This is a genomic window from Streptomyces sp. WAC03905 (assembly GCF_057371075.1).
Genome location: NZ_JBXYDZ010000003.1, coordinates 6,114,982 through 6,131,833, shown reverse-complemented (window position 1 = coordinate 6,131,833; position 16,852 = coordinate 6,114,982). Strand labels below are relative to the sequence as shown.

17 protein-coding genes and 1 pseudogene are annotated in these 16,852 nt (G+C 73.9%); 11 read left to right on the top strand and 7 right to left on the bottom strand.

The window, feature by feature from the left end; genetic code table 11:
- Positions 1-21: 21 nt before the first annotated feature.
- The 4 genes and pseudogenes from AC2RP6_RS30195 to AC2RP6_RS30180 all read left to right on the top strand — a co-directional run bounded on the left by AC2RP6_RS30195 (position 22) and on the right by AC2RP6_RS30180 (position 3,895).
- Positions 22-318, top strand: a complete 297-nt coding sequence (locus AC2RP6_RS30195) for a hypothetical protein (RefSeq protein WP_486449040.1) — start codon at positions 22-24, stop codon at positions 316-318.
- 217 nt (positions 319-535) lie between these two features.
- Positions 536-1,447 carry an MBL fold metallo-hydrolase gene (locus AC2RP6_RS30190; protein ID WP_486449039.1) on the top strand — a complete coding sequence of 304 codons (912 nt, stop codon included), beginning with the start codon at positions 536-538 and terminating at the stop codon, positions 1,445-1,447.
- Positions 1,448-1,585: 138 nt separating this feature from the next.
- A pseudogene (locus AC2RP6_RS30185) lies at positions 1,586-2,652 on the top strand (phosphotransferase family protein).
- Positions 2,653-2,662: 10 nt separating this feature from the next.
- The gene (locus AC2RP6_RS30180) at positions 2,663-3,895 is read left to right on the top strand and encodes an acyl-CoA dehydrogenase family protein (protein WP_486449038.1); all 1,233 of its coding nucleotides are present in this window, start codon (positions 2,663-2,665) and stop codon (positions 3,893-3,895) included.
- Positions 3,896-4,064: 169 nt separating this feature from the next.
- Here the strand turns inward: AC2RP6_RS30180 and AC2RP6_RS30175 are convergent, their stop codons facing one another.
- From AC2RP6_RS30175 to AC2RP6_RS30165, 3 genes are all read right to left on the bottom strand, one after another.
- Positions 4,065-4,670, bottom strand: coding sequence for a TetR/AcrR family transcriptional regulator (locus AC2RP6_RS30175; protein WP_486449037.1), 606 nt, complete (start codon positions 4,668-4,670; stop codon positions 4,065-4,067).
- Positions 4,671-4,737: 67 nt separating this feature from the next.
- The gene (locus AC2RP6_RS30170; protein WP_486449036.1) at positions 4,738-6,480 is read right to left on the bottom strand and encodes an AMP-binding protein; all 1,743 of its coding nucleotides are present in this window, start codon (positions 6,478-6,480) and stop codon (positions 4,738-4,740) included.
- The gene (locus AC2RP6_RS30165; RefSeq protein WP_486449035.1) at positions 6,465-7,229 is read right to left on the bottom strand and encodes an SDR family oxidoreductase; all 765 of its coding nucleotides are present in this window, start codon (positions 7,227-7,229) and stop codon (positions 6,465-6,467) included. The genes AC2RP6_RS30170 and AC2RP6_RS30165 overlap by 16 nt, the downstream gene beginning before the upstream one ends.
- A 93-nt stretch (positions 7,230-7,322) precedes the next feature.
- Between AC2RP6_RS30165 and AC2RP6_RS30160 the strand changes: the two genes are divergently transcribed.
- The 5 genes from AC2RP6_RS30160 (at position 7,323) to AC2RP6_RS30140 (ending at position 12,745) form a co-directional block, all read left to right on the top strand.
- Entirely contained in the window at positions 7,323-8,651 is a 1,329-nt protein-coding gene (locus AC2RP6_RS30160; RefSeq protein WP_486449034.1) for an exo-beta-N-acetylmuramidase NamZ family protein, read from the top strand.
- Positions 8,652-8,760: 109 nt separating this feature from the next.
- Positions 8,761-9,723: an IS481 family transposase gene (locus tag AC2RP6_RS30155; protein ID WP_486449033.1), complete on the top strand. Its 963-nt coding sequence runs from the start codon at positions 8,761-8,763 to the stop codon at positions 9,721-9,723.
- 93 nt (positions 9,724-9,816) lie between these two features.
- Entirely contained in the window at positions 9,817-11,166 is a 1,350-nt protein-coding gene (locus AC2RP6_RS30150; RefSeq protein ID WP_486449032.1) for a serine-threonine protein kinase, read from the top strand.
- 95 nt (positions 11,167-11,261) lie between these two features.
- Complete coding sequence (locus AC2RP6_RS30145; RefSeq protein ID WP_486449031.1) at positions 11,262-11,843, top strand: hypothetical protein; 582 nt, start codon at positions 11,262-11,264, stop codon at positions 11,841-11,843.
- Positions 11,844-11,917: 74 nt separating this feature from the next.
- Positions 11,918-12,745, top strand: a complete 828-nt coding sequence (locus AC2RP6_RS30140) for a 3-keto-5-aminohexanoate cleavage protein (RefSeq protein ID WP_486450505.1) — start codon at positions 11,918-11,920, stop codon at positions 12,743-12,745.
- Here the strand turns inward: AC2RP6_RS30140 and soxR are convergent.
- Positions 12,726-13,169, bottom strand: a complete 444-nt coding sequence (gene soxR, locus AC2RP6_RS30135; RefSeq protein ID WP_486449030.1) for a redox-sensitive transcriptional activator SoxR — start codon at positions 13,167-13,169, stop codon at positions 12,726-12,728. The two genes, AC2RP6_RS30140 and soxR, sit on opposite strands and share 20 nt — an antisense overlap.
- Before the next feature lie 108 nt (positions 13,170-13,277).
- Between soxR and AC2RP6_RS30130 the strand changes: the two genes are divergently transcribed.
- Positions 13,278-13,739: a MaoC family dehydratase gene (locus AC2RP6_RS30130; protein ID WP_030901938.1), complete on the top strand. Its 462-nt coding sequence runs from the start codon at positions 13,278-13,280 to the stop codon at positions 13,737-13,739.
- Between the two features lie 6 nt (positions 13,740-13,745).
- Here the strand turns inward: AC2RP6_RS30130 and AC2RP6_RS30125 are convergent, their stop codons facing one another.
- From AC2RP6_RS30125 to AC2RP6_RS30115, 3 genes are all read right to left on the bottom strand, one after another.
- Positions 13,746-14,381 (bottom strand): TetR/AcrR family transcriptional regulator, encoded by a 636-nt coding sequence (locus AC2RP6_RS30125; RefSeq protein WP_486449029.1) that lies wholly within the window; start codon positions 14,379-14,381, stop codon positions 13,746-13,748.
- 103 nt (positions 14,382-14,484) lie between these two features.
- The gene (locus tag AC2RP6_RS30120) at positions 14,485-14,772 is read right to left on the bottom strand and encodes a YiaA/YiaB family inner membrane protein (RefSeq protein ID WP_486449028.1); all 288 of its coding nucleotides are present in this window, start codon (positions 14,770-14,772) and stop codon (positions 14,485-14,487) included.
- A 148-nt stretch (positions 14,773-14,920) separates the two neighbouring features.
- On the bottom strand, positions 14,921-16,072 hold the full coding sequence (locus AC2RP6_RS30115) for an acyl-CoA dehydrogenase family protein (protein WP_486449027.1): 1,152 nt from the start codon (positions 16,070-16,072) through the stop codon (positions 14,921-14,923).
- 90 nt (positions 16,073-16,162) lie between these two features.
- Between AC2RP6_RS30115 and AC2RP6_RS30110 the strand changes: the two genes are divergently transcribed.
- Positions 16,163-16,813: a TetR/AcrR family transcriptional regulator gene (locus tag AC2RP6_RS30110; RefSeq protein WP_486449026.1), complete on the top strand. Its 651-nt coding sequence runs from the start codon at positions 16,163-16,165 to the stop codon at positions 16,811-16,813.
- The last annotated feature ends 39 nt before the right edge of the window (positions 16,814-16,852 follow it).

Below are 16,852 nucleotides of genomic sequence, written 5' to 3'. Positions count from 1 at the left end.
ATTCCCACTAGTCTCGGCGCCATGACGACCCTCCACCACGAACACCCCACGCACGAGCACGCCCACGGCGCGGACTGCGGTCACCGGGCGGTCCCGCACGGGGACCACGTCGACTACGCGCACGACGGCCACCTGCACCGGGAGCACTCGGGGCACTGGGACGAGTGCGAGCCGGCCGAGCACACGGCCCACGAGGGCCACGCCCACGCGCACGGCGCGGACTGCGGGCACGAGCAGGTCCGGCACGGTGACCACGTCGACTACCTGCACGACGGCCACCGGCACGCCGAGCACGACGGGCACTACGACGACCACTGAGCGGCACCGCGACTGAGGGGCGCCACCGCCGAGCGGCACCGCCACTGAGCGGCACCACCGCCGAGCAGCACCGCCACCGGGCGGCACCATCCCCGAGCAGCGCCACCCCCGACGGTCCCGACCAGGGCTTGCCGGGAGCGACGGCCCGCTCTCCCCGGGCGCGGCGACGGCTGACAGGATGCTGAGCACCTGTCAGAGCGACCCGGGGAGAGCCCAGATGCCCGTCGACGACCCGTACCTGGTCCAGCCCGCGCCGGGGGTGTACGCCTACGTCCAGCCGGACGGCGGCTGGTGCCTGAACAACGCCGGCTTCGTGAGCCACGGCGGCCGGACCCTGCTCGTCGACACCGCCGCCACCGAGCGGCGGGCCCTGGCCCTGCGCGATGCGGTCGCGGCGGCCGGGGTGCCGCTCCCCCGGACCGTGGTGAACACCCACCACCACGGCGACCACACCTACGGCAACTCCGTCTTCGCCCCCGAGGCACTGGTCCTCGCGCACGAGAACGCCCGCGCCGAGCAGCTCGCCGCCGGACACCAGCTGGAGATGATCTGGCCCGCGACCGACTTCGGGGCGATAGAGATCACCGCGCCCGACGTCACCTACGTCGACCGGGCCACCGTGCACGTGGGCGGGACGGAGGCGCGGGTCCTCCACCCGGGGGTCGCGCACACCACCGGGGACTCGGTCGTGTGGCTGCCCGCGCAGCGGGTGGTCTTCACCGGGGACCTGGTCTTCGCCGGGGGCACGCCGTTCCTGGCGATGGGGTCGCTCGCCGGTTCCCTGCGGGCGCTGGGGCTGCTGCGGTCGCTGGACGCGGAGACCGTCGTACCGGGCCACGGACCGCTGACCGACCCCTCGGCCTACGACTCCACCGAGCGCTACCTGCGGTACGTGGCCGAACTCGCCCGGGAGGGGCACGCCAAGGGGCTGACCCCGCTGGAGGTGGCCCGGCAGGCCGATCTCGGCGAGTTCGCGGCGTGGCGGGAGAGTGAGCGGCTCGTGGCGAACGTGCACCGGGCGTACGCCGAGCTGGCGGGTGAGCCGGAAGGCGCACCGCTGGACGTCCTGGCGGTCCTGCGCGACATGACGGTGATGAACGGCGGTACGCCGATCCTCTGCCACGCGTGAGGCCGACGGGCCGGAGGTGTTCTTTCGGCCCGCCCCCTGGACGGCATACCGACTGGTCGGCATGATGATGTGCGGTGGCGCTCCCGCGCGCCGCCCGTTCTTGCCCCGTCATCAACTCTCCGCACGGAGGTGCGCCCCATGACCTCAGCCCCGGCCGATCCCCGAGGCCTGGACCTGGAGCGGCTGCGCGGTCATCTCGACCGGGTCCGGCCGGGACTCGTGACCGGTGCGCTGCGCGGCCGGCTGATCGAGGGCGGCCGGTCGAACCTCACGTACGAGATCACCGACGGGACCGCCCGCTGGGTGGTGCGACGGCCGCCGCTGGGCCACGTACTGGCCACCGCGCACGACATGCGGCGCGAGCACCGGGTGATCGCGGCCCTGCACGGGACGGCCGTGCCGGTGCCCGAGCCGGTGCTGCTGTGCGAGGACGAGGCCGTGCTGGGGGCGCCGTTCTACGTCATGGAGTACGTGGACGGCGTGCCGTACCGCACGGCCGGCGAGCTGGCAGCGATCGGCCCGGAGCGCACCCGGCGTGCGGTGCTCGGGCTGGTGGACACCCTGGTCGAGCTGCACGCGGTGGACCCGGAGGCGGTGGGCCTGGGCGACTTCGGCCGGCCGGAGGGCTTCCTCGACCGTCAGCTGCGGCGCTGGGGCAAGCAGCTCGCGGCGTCCCGGGGGCGGAGCTCGCGGGGATCGACGAGCTGCACGCGGCCCTGGGCCGCACCCTGCCCGTCTCCCCCGCCCCCACCGTGGTGCACGGCGACTACCGGCTCGACAACGTGCTGATCGGTGCTTCCCCCTCCGGCACCGACACGATCCGCGCGGTGCTGGACTGGGAGATGTCCACGCTCGGGGATCCGCTGACCGACCTCGGGCTGCTGGTGATGTACAGCTCCGACCTGGGACTGACCGGGTCGCCGGTCAGCACGACGAGCGGGGCCCCGGGCCATCCGGCGCCCGCCGAGCTGATCGAGCGGTACGCCGCCCGCTCCGGCCGGGACACCGGAGGGATCGCCTGGTACACGGCGTTCGCGTGGTTCAAGCTCGCGGTGATCCTCGAAGGCATCCACTACCGCTACACGCTCGGGCAGACCGTCGGTGCGGGCTTCGACCGGATCGGCGAGCTGGTTCCGGTCTTCATCGAGCACGGACTGACCACCCTCCAGGGCCTCCATCCCATCGACAACGGCCAGGAAGGCTGAGGCACACAGCATGGACTTCGCATTCGACGCCCGGACCGAGGAACTCCGCGAACAGCTGCTCGCGTTCATGGAGGAGTACGTCTACCCGGCGGAGCCCGTCGCCGCCGAGCAGCGCGCACGGCTGGCCTCGCCCTGGGACACCCCGGCCGTCTTCGGTGAACTGAAGGCCGAGGCGCGCCGTCAGGGCCTGTGGAACCTCTTCTTCGTGGACCAGCACGGCCTGCCGGACGGCGAGTTCGGCGCGGGGCTGACCAACCTCCAGTACGCGCCGCTCGCCGAGATCACCGGCCGCAGCCCGCACCTGGCGCCCATGGCGACGAACTGCGCGGCCCCGGACACCGGGAACATGGAGCTGCTGGCGCAGTTCGGGAGCGAGGAGCAGAAGAAGCAGTGGCTGCTGCCTCTGCTGAACGGCGAGATCCGCTCCGCGTTCGCGATGACGGAGCCCGAGGTGGCGTCCTCGGACGCGACGAACATCGAGACCCGCATCGAGCGGGTGGGCGACGAGTACGTGATCACGGGCCGCAAGTGGTTCATCTCCGGCGCGATGAACCCGGACTGCGCGGTCTTCATCGTGATGGGCAAGACCGACCCGGAGGGCCCCGATCCGCGCCGTCAGCAGTCGATGGTCCTGGTCCCGCGGGACACCCCGGGCGTCGAGGTCCGCCGGGCGATGACGGTGTACGGGTACGAGGACCACGACCACGGCGGCCACGCCGAAGTGGTGTTCGACGGGGCGCGGGTCCCGGCGGCGAACCTGATCGGCGAGGAGGGCGGCGGCTTCGCCATCGCCCAGGCCCGGCTCGGCCCGGGCCGCATCCACCACTGCATGCGGCTGATCGGCATGGCGGAGCGCGCCATCGAGCTGATGTGCCGGAGGGCGGTGGAGCGTACGGCCTTCGGCAAGCCGCTGGCCGCGCAGGGCGTCGTGCAGAACTGGATCGCCGACGCCCGGGTGACGGTGGAGCAGCTGCGGCTGCTGGTGCTGAAGACGGCCTGGCTGATGGACACGGTCGGCAACCGCGGCGCGCACACCGAGATCCAGGCCATCAAGATCGCGACCCCGCGGGCGGTGGTGGGGATCCTCGACGACGCGGTGCAGCTGTACGGCGCGGGCGGGGTGAGCCAGGACTACCCGCTGGCCGAGCTGTGGGCGGCGGCGCGGACCCTGCGGCTGGCCGACGGGCCGGACGAGGTGCACCAGCGCTCCCTGGCCCGGCGCGAGCTGAAGCGTTACATGTAGCCGGGTCCGTGAAGGGGTCGTTGCGGGACCGGCCACCGCCGCGGTGACCTCGTCCGGCACCTCGCGGGAGCGGATCAGCTCACCGATCATCCGGCCGGTCCGCTCCCGCTCCCCGGCCGGTTCGGCAGGGCCCGGCCCGGCATCCCAACCGCCGGCGCGGCCCGCGGGGTCAGGGCCGCAGCGCCCGCAGCAGCAGGTCGGCGAGGTGGTCGGCGACCTGCTGCGGCGTGAGCGGGCCGTCGGCCCGGTACCAGGTGGACAGGTGGTGCACGGACCCGAAGTGGTAGTCCACCACGAGGTCGGCGGGGGTGGCGGTGGAGAAGACGCCGGCCTTCTGCCCCTCCTCGATCAGGGCCCGGAAGCGCTCGTGGTAGCGCCGGCGTTCCGCCCGTACCTGCTTGAACTTCTCCGGGCTGAGCTGGTGCATCGACCGGAAGAAGATCATGGCGTCGTCGAGGTTCTCGATGGTGGTGACGACGACGTCGGCGGCCGCCGCCCGCAGCCGTTCCTCGACGGGGGCGTCGGAGGCGGCCACGGCGTCGAGGCGTTGCTGCTGCAGGCGCAGCATCCGCGCGTAGACCTCGTGCAGCAGGTCGTCCTTGGAGCCGAAGTAGTGGTAGAGCGCGCCCTTGGTGACCCCGGCCGCCTCGACGATCTCCTGGACGGACGTGCGGTCGTAGCCGCGCTCGGCGAACAGCCGGGTGGCGACGGCCAGCAGCCGCTGCGGTACCGGGGCGTCGTGCGTGCCTGCGGGTTCCGTGGTCCTGGCCGCCATGGTGCTGACCTTCCTCTTCTCGTTCTGCCTGGTCGCTGCGACCAGCTGTACGACCGTCCGACTGTTTTCAGCCGCGGTCGCGCAGTTCCCGTCGCAGGATCTTGCCACTGGTCGTCTTCGGAAGGACAGGCAGGATCTCGACCTGGCGCGGGTATTTGTACGCGGCGATGCGCTCGGCGCAGTACGCGGACAGCTCCTCGGGCCCGGCGGAGGTACCGGGGCGCAGGCTCACGTACGCCTTGACGCTCTCCCCGCGGTACGGGTCCGGGACCCCGACGACGGCGGCCTCGCGGACGGCGGGGTGGGTGTAGAGCACGTCCTCGACCTCGCGCGGCCAGACCTTGAACCCGGAGGCGTTGATCATGTCCTTCTTGCGGTCGACGACGTAGAGCCAGCCGTCGGGGTCCATGAAGCCGACGTCGCCGGTGCGCAGTTCGCCGTCCGGGAAGGCCTCGGCGGTCTCGGCGGGCAGCCCCCAGTATCCGGGCACGACCTGGGGGCCGCGGACGGCGATCTCGCCGGTCTCGCCGAGGGGGAGCTCGGCCCCCTCCTCGTCGAGGATGCGTACGACCGTGTCGGCGCCGGGCAGGCCCACGGAGAGGGTGCCGGAGGCGGGGTCGACGGGCGCTTCGAGGTGCACGGGCACGGTGGCGCAGGGGGCGGTGCACTCGGTGAGGCCGTAGCCGTTGCGCAGGTAGAAGCCGAGGGTCGCGCGCAGGCGTTCGACGAGCGCGGGCGGGAGCGGGGCGCCGCCGGAGGAGATCACCTGGAACGAGGCGAAGTGCTCGGGGGTGACGGCGGGGTGGGCGGCGAGGGCCATGAAGGCCGTGGCCGGGCCGACGGTGTAGGCGGGGCGGTGTTCCAGGAAGGCGTCGAGGACGGCGCCGGCGTCGAAGCGGTGGGCGAGGACGAGGGTGCCGGCGTTGACGAAGCAGGCGGCGAGCTCGCAGACCATGCCGGTGATGTGGAAGAGGGGGGCGAGGGCGAAGTAGCCGGCGCCCTCGGGCACGGGGTGCGAGGTGACCTGCCGGACGGCGTTGTAGGTGAGCGCGCCGTGCGGGTTCATCGCGCCCTTGGGGGTGCCGCTGGTGCCGGAGGTGTAGCTGATGAGGGCGGTGTCGGCGGCGGCGAGGTCCGGGCCGTCCGGGGCGCGGTGGCCCCGGCGGGCCACGGTCGCGAGGTCGGCGGTACGCGGACCGGGCGGCCCGGACGGACCGGCGGCGGTGTCGCCCGCGGGCCCGCCCTGCTGGCGCGGTATGGAGGGCGGGGCCGGCGCGGGGGCGTGGGACGGCGGTCCGAAGAGCCGCGGGTCGTCACGGGTCTGGAAGTCCCGGTCGGAGGCGGTCAGGACGCTCCGCACGGCACTGCCCCGTACGGCCTCGCGCAGGTACGCCGACCACGCGGGGTCGTCGCAGACGAGCGCGGCGGCCCCGGAGTCGCGCAGGACGTGACCGACCTCGCCCGCCTTGTACATGGGGTTGAGGGGGACGACGACGGCCCCGGCCTTCCAGGCGCCGAGGACGGCCAGCACGAAGTGCGGGGTGTTCTGGAGCATGACCGCGACCCGGTCGCCGCGGCGGACGCCGTGCGCCGCGAGGTGGCCGGCGACGGAGTCCGAGAGCGCGTCGGCCTCGGCGTAGCCGATCCGGCCGTCGAAGTAGGCGAGCGCGGTGCGTTCGGGGGCGCGGGCGACGGCCGCGCGGAAGGCGTGCAGGACGGTGGGCGGCGGCGCGACGGGCGCGCGCTGGGCCGGGGAGAGCAGGCCGAGCCAGGGCCGGTCGGCGTAGGTGGGGGTCACCGGGTCTCCCATGTCCGCTGCAGGTGGTTCATGCCGCTCAGCCAGCGGTCCGGGTCGGTGGCGCGGACGGCGTAGTAGTCGGCGACCTCGGGGTGCGGGAGGATCAAGAAGCGGCCCTTCTCCATGCCGTCGAACAGCGCGTCCGCGACCGCTTCCGGCTCGATCGCGGTCGGTGCGAGGACGAGTTCTCCCGCCGAGCCCGCGGCGGTCAGCATGTCGGTGCGCACCCCTTGCGGGCAGATGGCGTGGACCTGGACACCGCGGTGCCGGTAGGTCAGCGAGAGCCATTCCGCGAAGGCGAGCGCACCGTGCTTGGTGACACTGTACGGGGCCGCTCCGATCATGGTCAGCAGACCGGCGGCCGAGACAGTGGACACGAAGCGGCCGCTCCCCCGCTCCAGCCAGTCGGGCAGCAGCAGCCGGGCGGCGCGGACATGGGCCATGACGTTGACGTCCCAGGCCGCTTCCCATACGGCCTCCTCGGCGCCGGCGTCGCCGCCGGAGGCGAGTCCGGCGTTGGCGCAGTAGACGTCGACCGTTCCGCCGAGGGCCTCGCGGGCCTCGGCCACGATCCGGGAGGCGTCGCCCGGGAGCGGGATCGCCCGCGCGCCGATCTCGTCCGCCACGGCGGCGGCCCGGGCGGGGTCGAGGTCGTTGACGACGACCGTGGCGCCCTCGGCCGCGAAGCGGTGGGCGAGCGCGGCGCCGATGCCGCCGCCCGCACCGGTGACGACGACTCGCTGGTCCTGGTACGCGCTCACGGGATCACACCTCTCGTACGGTGATTGCGGATCCGGGCAGACTAACCAGTCGGTATGTCGGGGCGAAAGGGGCGCGGTGCTTAGCGTGTCCGGATGACGTTGTCGCGACGCGGGGTGCTGGGGCTGGCGGGGGTCGTCGGATCGGCGGGCGCGGTGGGCGCCCTGGGCGCGGCGGGTAGCGCCGGGGCTGCGGCGGCCGTCGGCTCCGCGGGAGCTGCCGCTGTCGTCGGATCCGCAGGTGCGGCGGGGGCCGGCGGGCCGCGGCCGGCCGGCCGGGTGCGCACCGGCTTCGAGCGGCTCGCGGCGGACGGGTACGCCGTCCTGGCCGGCCAGAAGGTGGGGGTGGTCACCAACCCGACCGGGATCACCTCCGACGCCCGCCATCTCGTGGACGTCCTGCACGCGGACGAACGGGTCGACCTCGTCGCGGTGTTCGGTCCCGAGCACGGCTTCCGCGGGACGGCCCAGGCCGGGGACTCCGAGGGGGCCTCGCGGGACCCGGCGACCGGGCTGCCCGTGTACGACACGTACGACAAGAGCGGGCAGCGGCTCGCCGACGTGTTCACGGCGGCCGGGATCGACACGGTCGTCTTCGACATCCAGGACGTCGGAGCGCGCTTCTACACCTACATCTGGACGCTCTACGACTGCATGCGCGCGGCCGCCCTCGCCGGCAAGGCGGTGGTGGTCCTGGACCGGCCGAACCCGGTGGGCGGCCGGCGGGCCGCGGGGCCGGTGCTGGAGCGGCCGTACGCGAGCTTCGTCGGCCGGGAACCGATCGCGCTGGCGCACGGGATGACGGCGGCCGAGCTGGCCCGGCTCTTCAACGGCGAGTTCCTGGGAGCAGCGCCGGTCCGGCTGACCACGGTGGCGATGTCCGGGTGGCGGCGCGGGTCGTTCTTCGGGGAGACCGGGCTCCCGTGGGTGCCGCCGAGCCCGAACATGCCCACGCCCGACACGGCCCTGGCGTACGCCGGCACCTGCCTGTTCGAGGGGACGAACCTCTCCGAGGGGCGCGGGACGACGACCCCCTTCGAGGTGCTGGGGGCGGAGGGGATCGACCGGCGCTGGGCGGAGGCGGCGAACGGGCTGGGACTGCCCGGGGTGTGGTTCCGGGAGGCGTACTTCACGCCGACCTTCTCCAAGCACGTGGGGAGGGCGTGCGGAGGGGTCCGGCTGATCGTGCACGACCGGGAGGCCTTCGACCCGGTACGCGCCGGCATCGGGCTGCTGGTCACCGCCCGCCGGGCGTGGAGCGGCTTCGGCTGGCGCGCGGACCACTGGATCGACAGGCTGACGGGCTCGGACCGGGTGCGCACGCTCGTGGACGCGGGCGCCGGGGTGGAGGAGGTCGCGGGCGACTGGGCGGCGGGGCTGGCGCGCTTCGAGGCGGTGCGCGCGCAGTACCTGCTGTACGCCTAGGTGTGTTGTCCCGGGACGTTGGTGACACGCGTGCTGGGTTCTTGAAATGGGTGAGGGCCTCCGGGTTCGGTGTGGATTGCGACATCTGCACCGGAGACAGGAGGCCCTCGTGGTCCACCGTAATGCCCCGCTGACCGAGACCGGACGTCTTCGCCTGGCCCGCTGTGTCGTGGACGACGGCTGGCCCCTGCGGCGGGCCGCGGAACGCTTCCAGGTCAGCCACACCACCGCGGCCCGCTGGGCCGGCCGCTACCGGCAGCTCGGCATCGCCGGAATGAGTGACCGCTCCAGCCGCCCCCACCACCAGCCACGAAGGACCTCTGCCGAGATCGAGACGGAAGTGCTCCGCCTCCGCCGGGAACACCGCATCGGCCCGCTGCGGCTGGCCGTCCGATGCCGCATCGCGGCCTCGACCGCCCACCGCATCCTCACCCGGCACGGCCAGCCGCCCCTTGCCGCCCTGGACCGGGCCACCGGCGAACCCGTCCGCCGCTACGAACGCGCCCGACCCGGCGAACTGGTCCACATCGACGTCAAGAAACTCGGACGGATCCCCGACGGCGGGGGCCACAAGGTCCTGGGCCGGGCCGCCGGCAGCCCGAACAAGGACCGCCGCAACGGCGCCGGATACGCCTACCTCCACACCGCGCTCGACGACCACAGCCGGATCGCCTACACCGAGGACCTGCCCGACGAGACCGCCCCGACCTGCGCCGGCTTCCTGGCCCGGGCCACCGCGCACTTCGCGTCCCTGGGCATCCGCGTCGAGCGGGTCCTGACCGACAACGCCTGGGCCTACAGCCGGAACACCTGGCGCCAGACCTGCCGTGACCTGGGCATCCAGCCCCGCTGGACCAGGCCCTGGCGGCCACAGACCAACGGCAAGGTCGAACGCTTCCACCGCACCCTGCTCGAGGAATGGGCCTACCAGCGGCCCTACACCTCAGACCGTGAGCGGATGGAAGCCTTCACCGACTGGCTGCACTGGTACAACTACCACCGACCCCACACCGGGATCGCAGGCCAAACACCAGCCAGCCGCGTCACCAACCTGCCCGGACAACACACCTAGGTCCTGTCGTCAAGGTGGCGCCGGGGGGCTGGCCGGGCGGGCGCGGCAGCAGGATGCTGACCGGACCGGAGGCACGGCGTGAAGGGGGACGTCATGGCGGACGTCGTTGGCGGGTTCGGCTTCGGGGCGGGAGCCGCGACGGTGAAGGGGACCGGGGCGGGAAACGGGAGCGGGATCGGGGTGGCGCCGTACGCGGAGCTGACCTTCGACTCCGAGGGGGACGTGGACCGCGCCTCACAGGGAGCGGTGGCCCAGATGGAGGCCACGGACCTGCTCGTCTTCGCGCACGGCTGGAACAGCGACCGGTCCACGGCGGTCCGGCTCTACGACCGGTTCTTCGCGCCCTTCCCCACGCTGGTGGGGCCGGGGGTGCGGCTGGGGTACGTGGGTGTGGTGTGGCCCTCGATGCGGTTCTCCGACGAGCCGATACCCGACTTCGAGGCGCCCGGCGCCCTGCCGGAAGCGGGCCACGGCTGCTCGCTCGACCCCCTGACCCGGGAGGCTCTCGGGGCGTTCTGGCCGGGGCGGCGCGCGGAGCTGGACCGGCTGGCGGAACTGCTGGCGGAGCAGCCGGAGTCGGCGGCCGCCTTCATCGAGTTCGGCGCCCTCGTACGGGAGCTGGCCGGGGTGGACGCGGTGCACGCGCTCGCCGCGCCGGCGGTGCCCGCGATCTTCACGGAGGACGTGCTGGAGGTCTGCCGGGCCCTCTCCCTCGCCCTGGCGAGGGCCGGGGCGGCGGCCGCCGGCACCGGAGGACCCGGGCTCACGGTCGGCGGGGGCCTGCGGGGACTGTGGGGCGGCGCCAAGGAACTGCTCCGACAAGCCGCGTACTACAAGATGAAGAAGCGGGCGGGTGTGGTCGGCGAGCGGGGACTGGGCCCGGTGCTGGCGGAGCTGGCGGCGGGCCGTCCTGCGCTGCGCTTCCACCTGATCGGGCACAGCTTCGGGGCGCGGGTGGTGTCCTTCTCGCTGCGCGCGGTCCCGGACGGCGCCCGGTACGTGCGGTCCGTGACCCTGCTCCAGGGGGCCTTCTCGCACTACGCCTTCGCCGACCGGCTGCCGCACGACAAGGGGCGCGGCGGAGCCCTGCGCGGCCTCCACCGGAAGGTGGACGGGCCGCTGGTGGCCTGCCACTCCCCGCACGACTCGGCCCTCAAGGTCTTCTACCCGCTGGCTTCCCGCATGGCGGGTGATTCGGCCGGTCTGCTCGGCTTCGACGAACGGTGGGGCGCGATCGGGCACGACGGGGTCCGGGCGGTGCCGGGAGCGCCGCGACTGAGCCTGGACGACGCCCTGCGCGACGGGGTGCCCGCGGCCGGTTGCGTCAGCGTGGACGCGGGCTCCGTGGTGCGGCGCGGCGGCGCTCCCTCGGGGGCGCACAGCGACATCTGCCACGAGGAACTCGCCCGCGTGGTGGTGGCCGCGGGGCGCATGGGGCGCTGACTTCCGGCCATGTGCCACCGGCACGCCTCGTCCGCCCCCGCATGCGCCCGCACCCGACCGGGCATGTTGGGCACATCGGCGGAGGTGATGGTGTGATGGCGGGATTCCGGAGTCTGGCCCATCAGGTGCGCGACGCGCGCAATGACCGGGCGCTGCGGCGCCACTCGCTGCGCCGCTGCCTGGAACGGTTCGCGCCCTACGGGCACCGGGCCACGTGGTGGCACCTGTGCGACCGGCACGGGATCGCCCCCGAGGACCGGGGGGCCGACCCGCTGCGGCTGGTGGCGGCGCTGGAGGAGCTGGAGGACGCGCGGACGGTCTGGCTGGACTACGAGCGCCAGTTCGCGGAACGGCGCCGCAGGGAGAAGCACCACGGGCTGCGTCGCCCGGAGTGGGCGTGGGGCGGCAGCGGGGACGCGGTGGTGCGCTGCGCCGACCCGGGGGTGCGGCCGGAGGGGGCGCTGGGCGAGGTGCTGCGGCGGCTGGTCCGGGCGCTGGAGTCGGAGCCGGGTACGGGCTGCCCGGTCTGCGGGGACCCGGAGCTGCGCTGGCCGGAGGTGGCTCCGGTGGGCCCGTGGGCGGGGGCGCTCGCGTGGGACGGGCCGGTGTGCGCGGGCTGCGGGATCGTGGTGCCGAGACCGGCCCTGGCGGACTTCCCCGCGGCGGGCGCGGCGTGAGCCGCGCGGGCCGTTCGGCGTTGGTGGTGTCGCTGAACGGCTCGCGCAGTGCCGCGGACGGGCCTGCCGTGCCGATGTCCCCGGAGGACCTCGCGCAGGCGGCGGTCCGGGCGGTCGCCGCCGGGGCGGACGAGGTACTGGTGCACCCGCGGACCCCGTGCGGGCGGGAGAGCCTCTCGCCCCGGGTGGTCGGGCCGGCACTGGAGGTGCTGCGGGGCGCGGGGGTGGGCGTACCGCTGGCGGTGCCGGCGAGCATCGGCGCGGAGCCGGATCCGGTGGAGCGGCGGGCCCGGGTGCGGGCCTGGACGGTGCTGCCGGAACGGGCGGTGGTGCACTTCGCGGAGCCGGGGGCGGCCGAACTGGCGCGGGACCTGCTGGAGCGCGGGGTCGCGGTGGACGCGCTGGTGCCGCTCGACAGCCCGGCCGGGCCGAGGGCGCTGGAGCGGCTGCGGGTCTGGCTGGTACGGGGTCCGGGCGGGCCGGGGCACGCCCTGGACGGCGGCGCGGACGGCGGGGGGCGGGTCCGGGTGGTGGCGGAGGTCGCGGCGGTGCCGCCCGAGGCGCGCGGAACCGGGCCCCGGGGAGCACTGCAGTCCGGGCGGCGCGGGTCCGGTCCCGGGGAGGCGCTGCCCGCCGGTCTGCGCGGGCTGCCGCCCGGGGCGGTGCTGCTGTTCGGGCGGGACGGGGCCTCCTGGCCGGCGCTCCGCCTGGCCGGCCGGTGCGGCACGGCCGCGCGGACCGGCGTGGGGGACGTACTGCACCTGCCGGACGGGCGGCCGGCGCGCTCGAACGCCGAACTGGTCACGGCGGCGCGGGAGCTGGGGGAACTGCGGGACGGGCCGCCGCACGAACTGAGGGGCTGGACCGGCCCCTCGGAGAGCCTCAGAGACGGGAACCGGTGAGGCGTTCGCCGAAGACGTCGTCCGGGTTGGACAGCGCGCAGGTCTCCATCGAGAGGCAGCCGCAGCCGATGCAGTCCGTGAGGTGGTCGCGCAGCCGGGCGAGCCGGCCGATCCGTTCGTCGAGTTCGGTGCGCCAGGCCTCGGACAGCCGGGCCCAGTCCTCCCGGTTGGGGGTGCGCTCCTCGGGGAGCTGGGCCAGCGCCTCACGGATGCTGGCGAGGGGGATGCCCACGCGCTGGGCCGCGCGGACGAAGGCCACGCGCCGCAGCGCGTCACGGGTGTAGCGGCGCTGGTTGCCGGCCGTACGGCGGCTGCTGATCAGGCCCTTGGCCTCGTAGAAGTGGAGCGCGGAGACCGCCGCGCCGCTACGGGCGGACAGTTGGCCGACGGTGAGCTCGTGGACTTTCTCGGGAATCTGCGGCACCCGGCCGAGGGTAGTCGGAGGTCCGTTGACATCCACATGCGGTCCCAGCATGCTGAGCAAGCGCTTATTCGCCCGTCAGTCAGTGGTCCGCGAGAGACAGGAACAGGCATGGCAGAGCCGAGGGTCTTCACGTCCGCCGAGGAACTGCACGCCGGTATCGGCGAACCGCTCGGTCCGAGCGGGTGGCTGGAGGTGGACCAGAAGCGGATCGACCTCTTCGCGGACGCCACCGGCGACCACCAGTGGATCCACGTGGACCCGGAGCGCGCGGCGACCGGACCCTTCGGCTCCACCATCGCGCACGGCTACCTGACGCTGTCACTGCTGCCCAGCCTGGTGCCGCAGGTCATGCGGGTGGAGGGCATGCGCATGGGCCTCAACTACGGGACGAACAAGGTCCGTTTCCCGGCGACGGTGCCGGTCGGTTCGCGGCTGCGCGCCACCGCGGTGATCACGGAGGTCGCGGAGGCGGGCGGTGGCGTACAGGTCACGGCCACGGTGACGGTGGAACGCGAGGGCGGCGAGAAGCCGGTGTGCGTGGCGGAGTCGGTGTCCCGCTACTACTTCTGAGGGCCGCTACGCCGTCGGGCGCGGCCGCGCGCCCACCATGCGGAGCACGAGGTCGGCGTAGAGCGCGCCGACCTCGTCGGGCGTGCGCCGTCCGGCGGCGCTGAACCAGCGGGCGACGTCGATGCACAGCGACAGGACCGCGAGGGTCGTGCCCGGCACGTCGGGGACGTCGAACTCCCCGGCCGCCACACCGTCGGCGAGGATGCGGCGCACGGCGGCGTCGCTCTGCCGGCGCAGCGTCACGATCTCGGAGCGGTGCTCGGGGGCGAGGGCGTCCAGCTCGTACTGGACCACGCGCGCGGTGGTGTGGTGCGCGGCGTGCCACCGCACGAAGGACCGTACGGCGGCGTCGAGGCGGTCGGCGGCGCTGCCGGCGCCGTCGGCGGCGGTGGTGAGGATGTCGAGGGCCTTGTCGTGCCCGATCCGGCTGATCCGGTGGAGCAGCTCTTCCTTGGTCTTGTAGTGGATGTAGAGCGCGGCCGGGCTCATGCCGGCGCGGCCCGCGATGTCGCGGGTGGTGGTGGCGTGGTAGCCGCGCTCGGCGAAGGCGTCGACGGCGGCGACGAGCAGCCGCCGTGCGGCGTCCGGGGTGACCTCGGACCACGGCCGGTAGCCGTCGACCGTGTCCTCCGCGCTGTCCATCGCTCACTCACCTCTTCACCGTTTCACCGTTCGGGAAGGAACACCCTACAGGGCGGGTGAGCAAGCGCTTAGCGTTCTCGGGCCGCGGGGTCCGGTCGTGGGGCTACTTCGGCGCGAACGGGTCGTACTCGGCCATGATCTTCTCCATTCTGGCCTGATCCACCCGGCTGACGATCTGCGTGACCTCCTGGCGGTCGCGGATCACCTTGGCGAGGGTGAAGGCGGAGGTGGTGAGGTAGAGGACCCCGATGCCGAGGAAGGCGCGGACCCAGCCGTCTGCCTCCAGGCGGTAGATCCCCACGGCTACGGCGGTGAGGGCGATGGCGAAGGAGGCGACGGCCTGTCCGTAGTACGCCCCCGTGCTCTGCTGCTTGACCGGTGTCTCGTTCATGCGTCGAGCATCGGGCCGCGGCGGGGGCGGGCACATCCGCACGCGTACTCATACGGGTACTCAGCCGGTGGGCCGCCCGGGGGTGCGGGCCGGGGCGGGGGGTGCGGGCCGGGGCGGGGGGCCGAGGCCGGGGCGGGGGCGGGGGCGGCTAGAAGGCGGAGACCCCGGTGAGGGCGCGGCCGATGAGGAGCTTCTGGATCTGACTGGTGCCCTCGTACAGGGTCGCCACGCGGGCGTCGCGCAGCAGCTTCCCGGTCGGGTACTCGTCGATGTACCCGTAACCACCGTGGACTTGCAGGGCGTTGCCCGCGGCGCGCACGGCGGCCTCGGAGGCGAAGAGCTTGGCGGTGGAGGACTCGGTGGCGAAGGGCCGGCCGCGGTCGATGAGGTCCGCGACGCGCCAGGTCAGCAGCCGGGCCGCGTCCACGTCGACCGCGATGTCGGCGATCAGCTCCTGGACCAGCTGGTGGTGGGCGATCGGCCGGCCGAACTGCTCGCGCTGGGCGGCGTAGGAGACGGCGGCGTCCAGGGCGGCCTGGGCGATGCCGACGCAGCCGGCGGCAACCGACATGCGGCCCTTGGCGAGGGCGGACATGGCCACCGAGAAGCCCTTGCCCTCCGGACCGAGCATCGCGGAGACGGGCACGCGCACGCCGTCGAGGACGAGTTCGGCGGTGGCCTGGCCGCGCAGGCCGAGCTTGCCGTGGACCTCGCGGCGCGTCAGGCCGGCGGCGTCGGCGGGGACCAGGAAGGCGGATATCCCGCGGTGGCCCGGCTCCTCGCCGGTGCGGGCGAAGAGCAGTACGACGTCGGCCCAGGTGCCGTTGCTGATGAACATCTTGGTGCCGTGGAGGACGTATGCGTCCCCGTCGCGCACGGCCCGGGTGGTGAGGTTCGCGGCGTCGGAGCCGGTGCCGGGTTCGGTCAGCCCGAAGCAGCCGAGCGCGTCGCCGGAGCACAGGCGGGGCAGCCAGGCGCGCTTCTGCTCCTCGGTCCCCCAGGCGGCGATGGTCTTGGCGACCAGGCCGAGGGAGACGGAGACGATCCCGCGCACGGCGGAGTCGGCGCGGCCGAGTTCCTCGGTGACCAGGACGTAGGCGAGGTGGTCGCCGCCGGAGCCCCCGTACTCCTCGGGCACGGTGAGACCGAGGAAGCCGAGCGCGCCCAGCTTCTTCACGATGGCCCGGTCGACCCTCTCGGCCCGGTCCCACTCGGCGGCGTACGGGACGATCTCGCGCTCGGCGAACGCGCGGGCGAGCCGTCGTACGGCGCTCTGCTCCTCGCTCGGCTCCAGATTCACCGGGACCTCCTCCGGGGGCGGTGGCGGGGGGCCGGCGCCGATTTAACTAGCACCGGTAGTTTTTCGCGGGCAGGCCCTACTATGTGGCGCATGGCCAGACCGCGCAAGCCCCTTCTCAGCCGGGACCGGATCGTCGAGGCGGCCGGGGTGCTGGTCGACGCGGAGGGGCTGGAAGCGGTGTCGACCCGGCGGCTGGCGGCCGCGCTCGGTGTCAGCGGACCCTCGCTCTACAACCACTTCCGCACCAAGGACGAGATCCTGGACGCGGTGGCGGACGCGGTGAGTTCACGAGTCGACTTGTCGATGTTCGACGGCGCGCAGGACTGGCGGGCCGCCCTGCACGCGTGGGCGCACTCCTACCGGGACGCCCTCGCGGACCATCCCAACATCGTGCCGGTACTGGCCCGCGGGCCGGGACGCCGCCCGGCCGGGCTCCGGCTGGCGGACGCGGTGTTCGGCGCGATGACGCAGGCGGGGTGGCCGGCGGCGCAGGCGACCCGGATCGGCGCGCTCATGCGGTACTTCATCCTGGGCTCGGCGGTGGGGTCCTTCGCCCGGGGTTTCGTGGACGACCGCGCGGCCTACGACCCGGCCGACTACCCGCACCTGGGCCAGGCCCACCTGCTGGCGGAGCGCCAGCACGAGGTGGACGAGGGCGCCTTCGAGACGGGCCTGGAGGCACTCCTGGACGGCTTGGCCCTGCAGTACGAGGCGCTGCGGCGCGGGGAGCGGCCCGCCTGATCCGTCGGGCACCCCCAGGGGGTGATCCGCCGGGCACCG

What these genes read in the sequence shown, in the direction of transcription:
- AC2RP6_RS30120 (WP_486449028.1), bottom strand. Translation starts at nt 14,772, where the DNA reads ATGAACGAGACACCGGTCAAGCAGCAGAGCACGGGGGCGTACTACGGA.
- AC2RP6_RS30140 (WP_486450505.1), top strand. Translation starts at nt 11,918, where the DNA reads ATGTCCCCGGAGGACCTCGCGCAGGCGGCGGTCCGGGCGGTCGCCGCC.
- AC2RP6_RS30190 (WP_486449039.1), top strand. Translation starts at nt 536, where the DNA reads ATGCCCGTCGACGACCCGTACCTGGTCCAGCCCGCGCCGGGGGTGTAC.
- AC2RP6_RS30125 (WP_486449029.1), bottom strand. Translation starts at nt 14,381, where the DNA reads ATGGACAGCGCGGAGGACACGGTCGACGGCTACCGGCCGTGGTCCGAG.
- AC2RP6_RS30180 (WP_486449038.1), top strand. Translation starts at nt 2,663, where the DNA reads ATGGACTTCGCATTCGACGCCCGGACCGAGGAACTCCGCGAACAGCTG.
- AC2RP6_RS30150 (WP_486449032.1), top strand. Translation starts at nt 9,817, where the DNA reads ATGGCGGACGTCGTTGGCGGGTTCGGCTTCGGGGCGGGAGCCGCGACG.
- AC2RP6_RS30160 (WP_486449034.1), top strand. Translation starts at nt 7,323, where the DNA reads ATGACGTTGTCGCGACGCGGGGTGCTGGGGCTGGCGGGGGTCGTCGGA.
- AC2RP6_RS30175 (WP_486449037.1), bottom strand. Translation starts at nt 4,670, where the DNA reads ATGGCGGCCAGGACCACGGAACCCGCAGGCACGCACGACGCCCCGGTA.
- AC2RP6_RS30170 (WP_486449036.1), bottom strand. Translation starts at nt 6,480, where the DNA reads ATGGGAGACCCGGTGACCCCCACCTACGCCGACCGGCCCTGGCTCGGC.
- AC2RP6_RS30110 (WP_486449026.1), top strand. Translation starts at nt 16,163, where the DNA reads ATGGCCAGACCGCGCAAGCCCCTTCTCAGCCGGGACCGGATCGTCGAG.
- AC2RP6_RS30195 (WP_486449040.1), top strand. Translation starts at nt 22, where the DNA reads ATGACGACCCTCCACCACGAACACCCCACGCACGAGCACGCCCACGGC.
- AC2RP6_RS30130 (WP_030901938.1), top strand. Translation starts at nt 13,278, where the DNA reads ATGGCAGAGCCGAGGGTCTTCACGTCCGCCGAGGAACTGCACGCCGGT.
- AC2RP6_RS30145 (WP_486449031.1), top strand. Translation starts at nt 11,262, where the DNA reads ATGGCGGGATTCCGGAGTCTGGCCCATCAGGTGCGCGACGCGCGCAAT.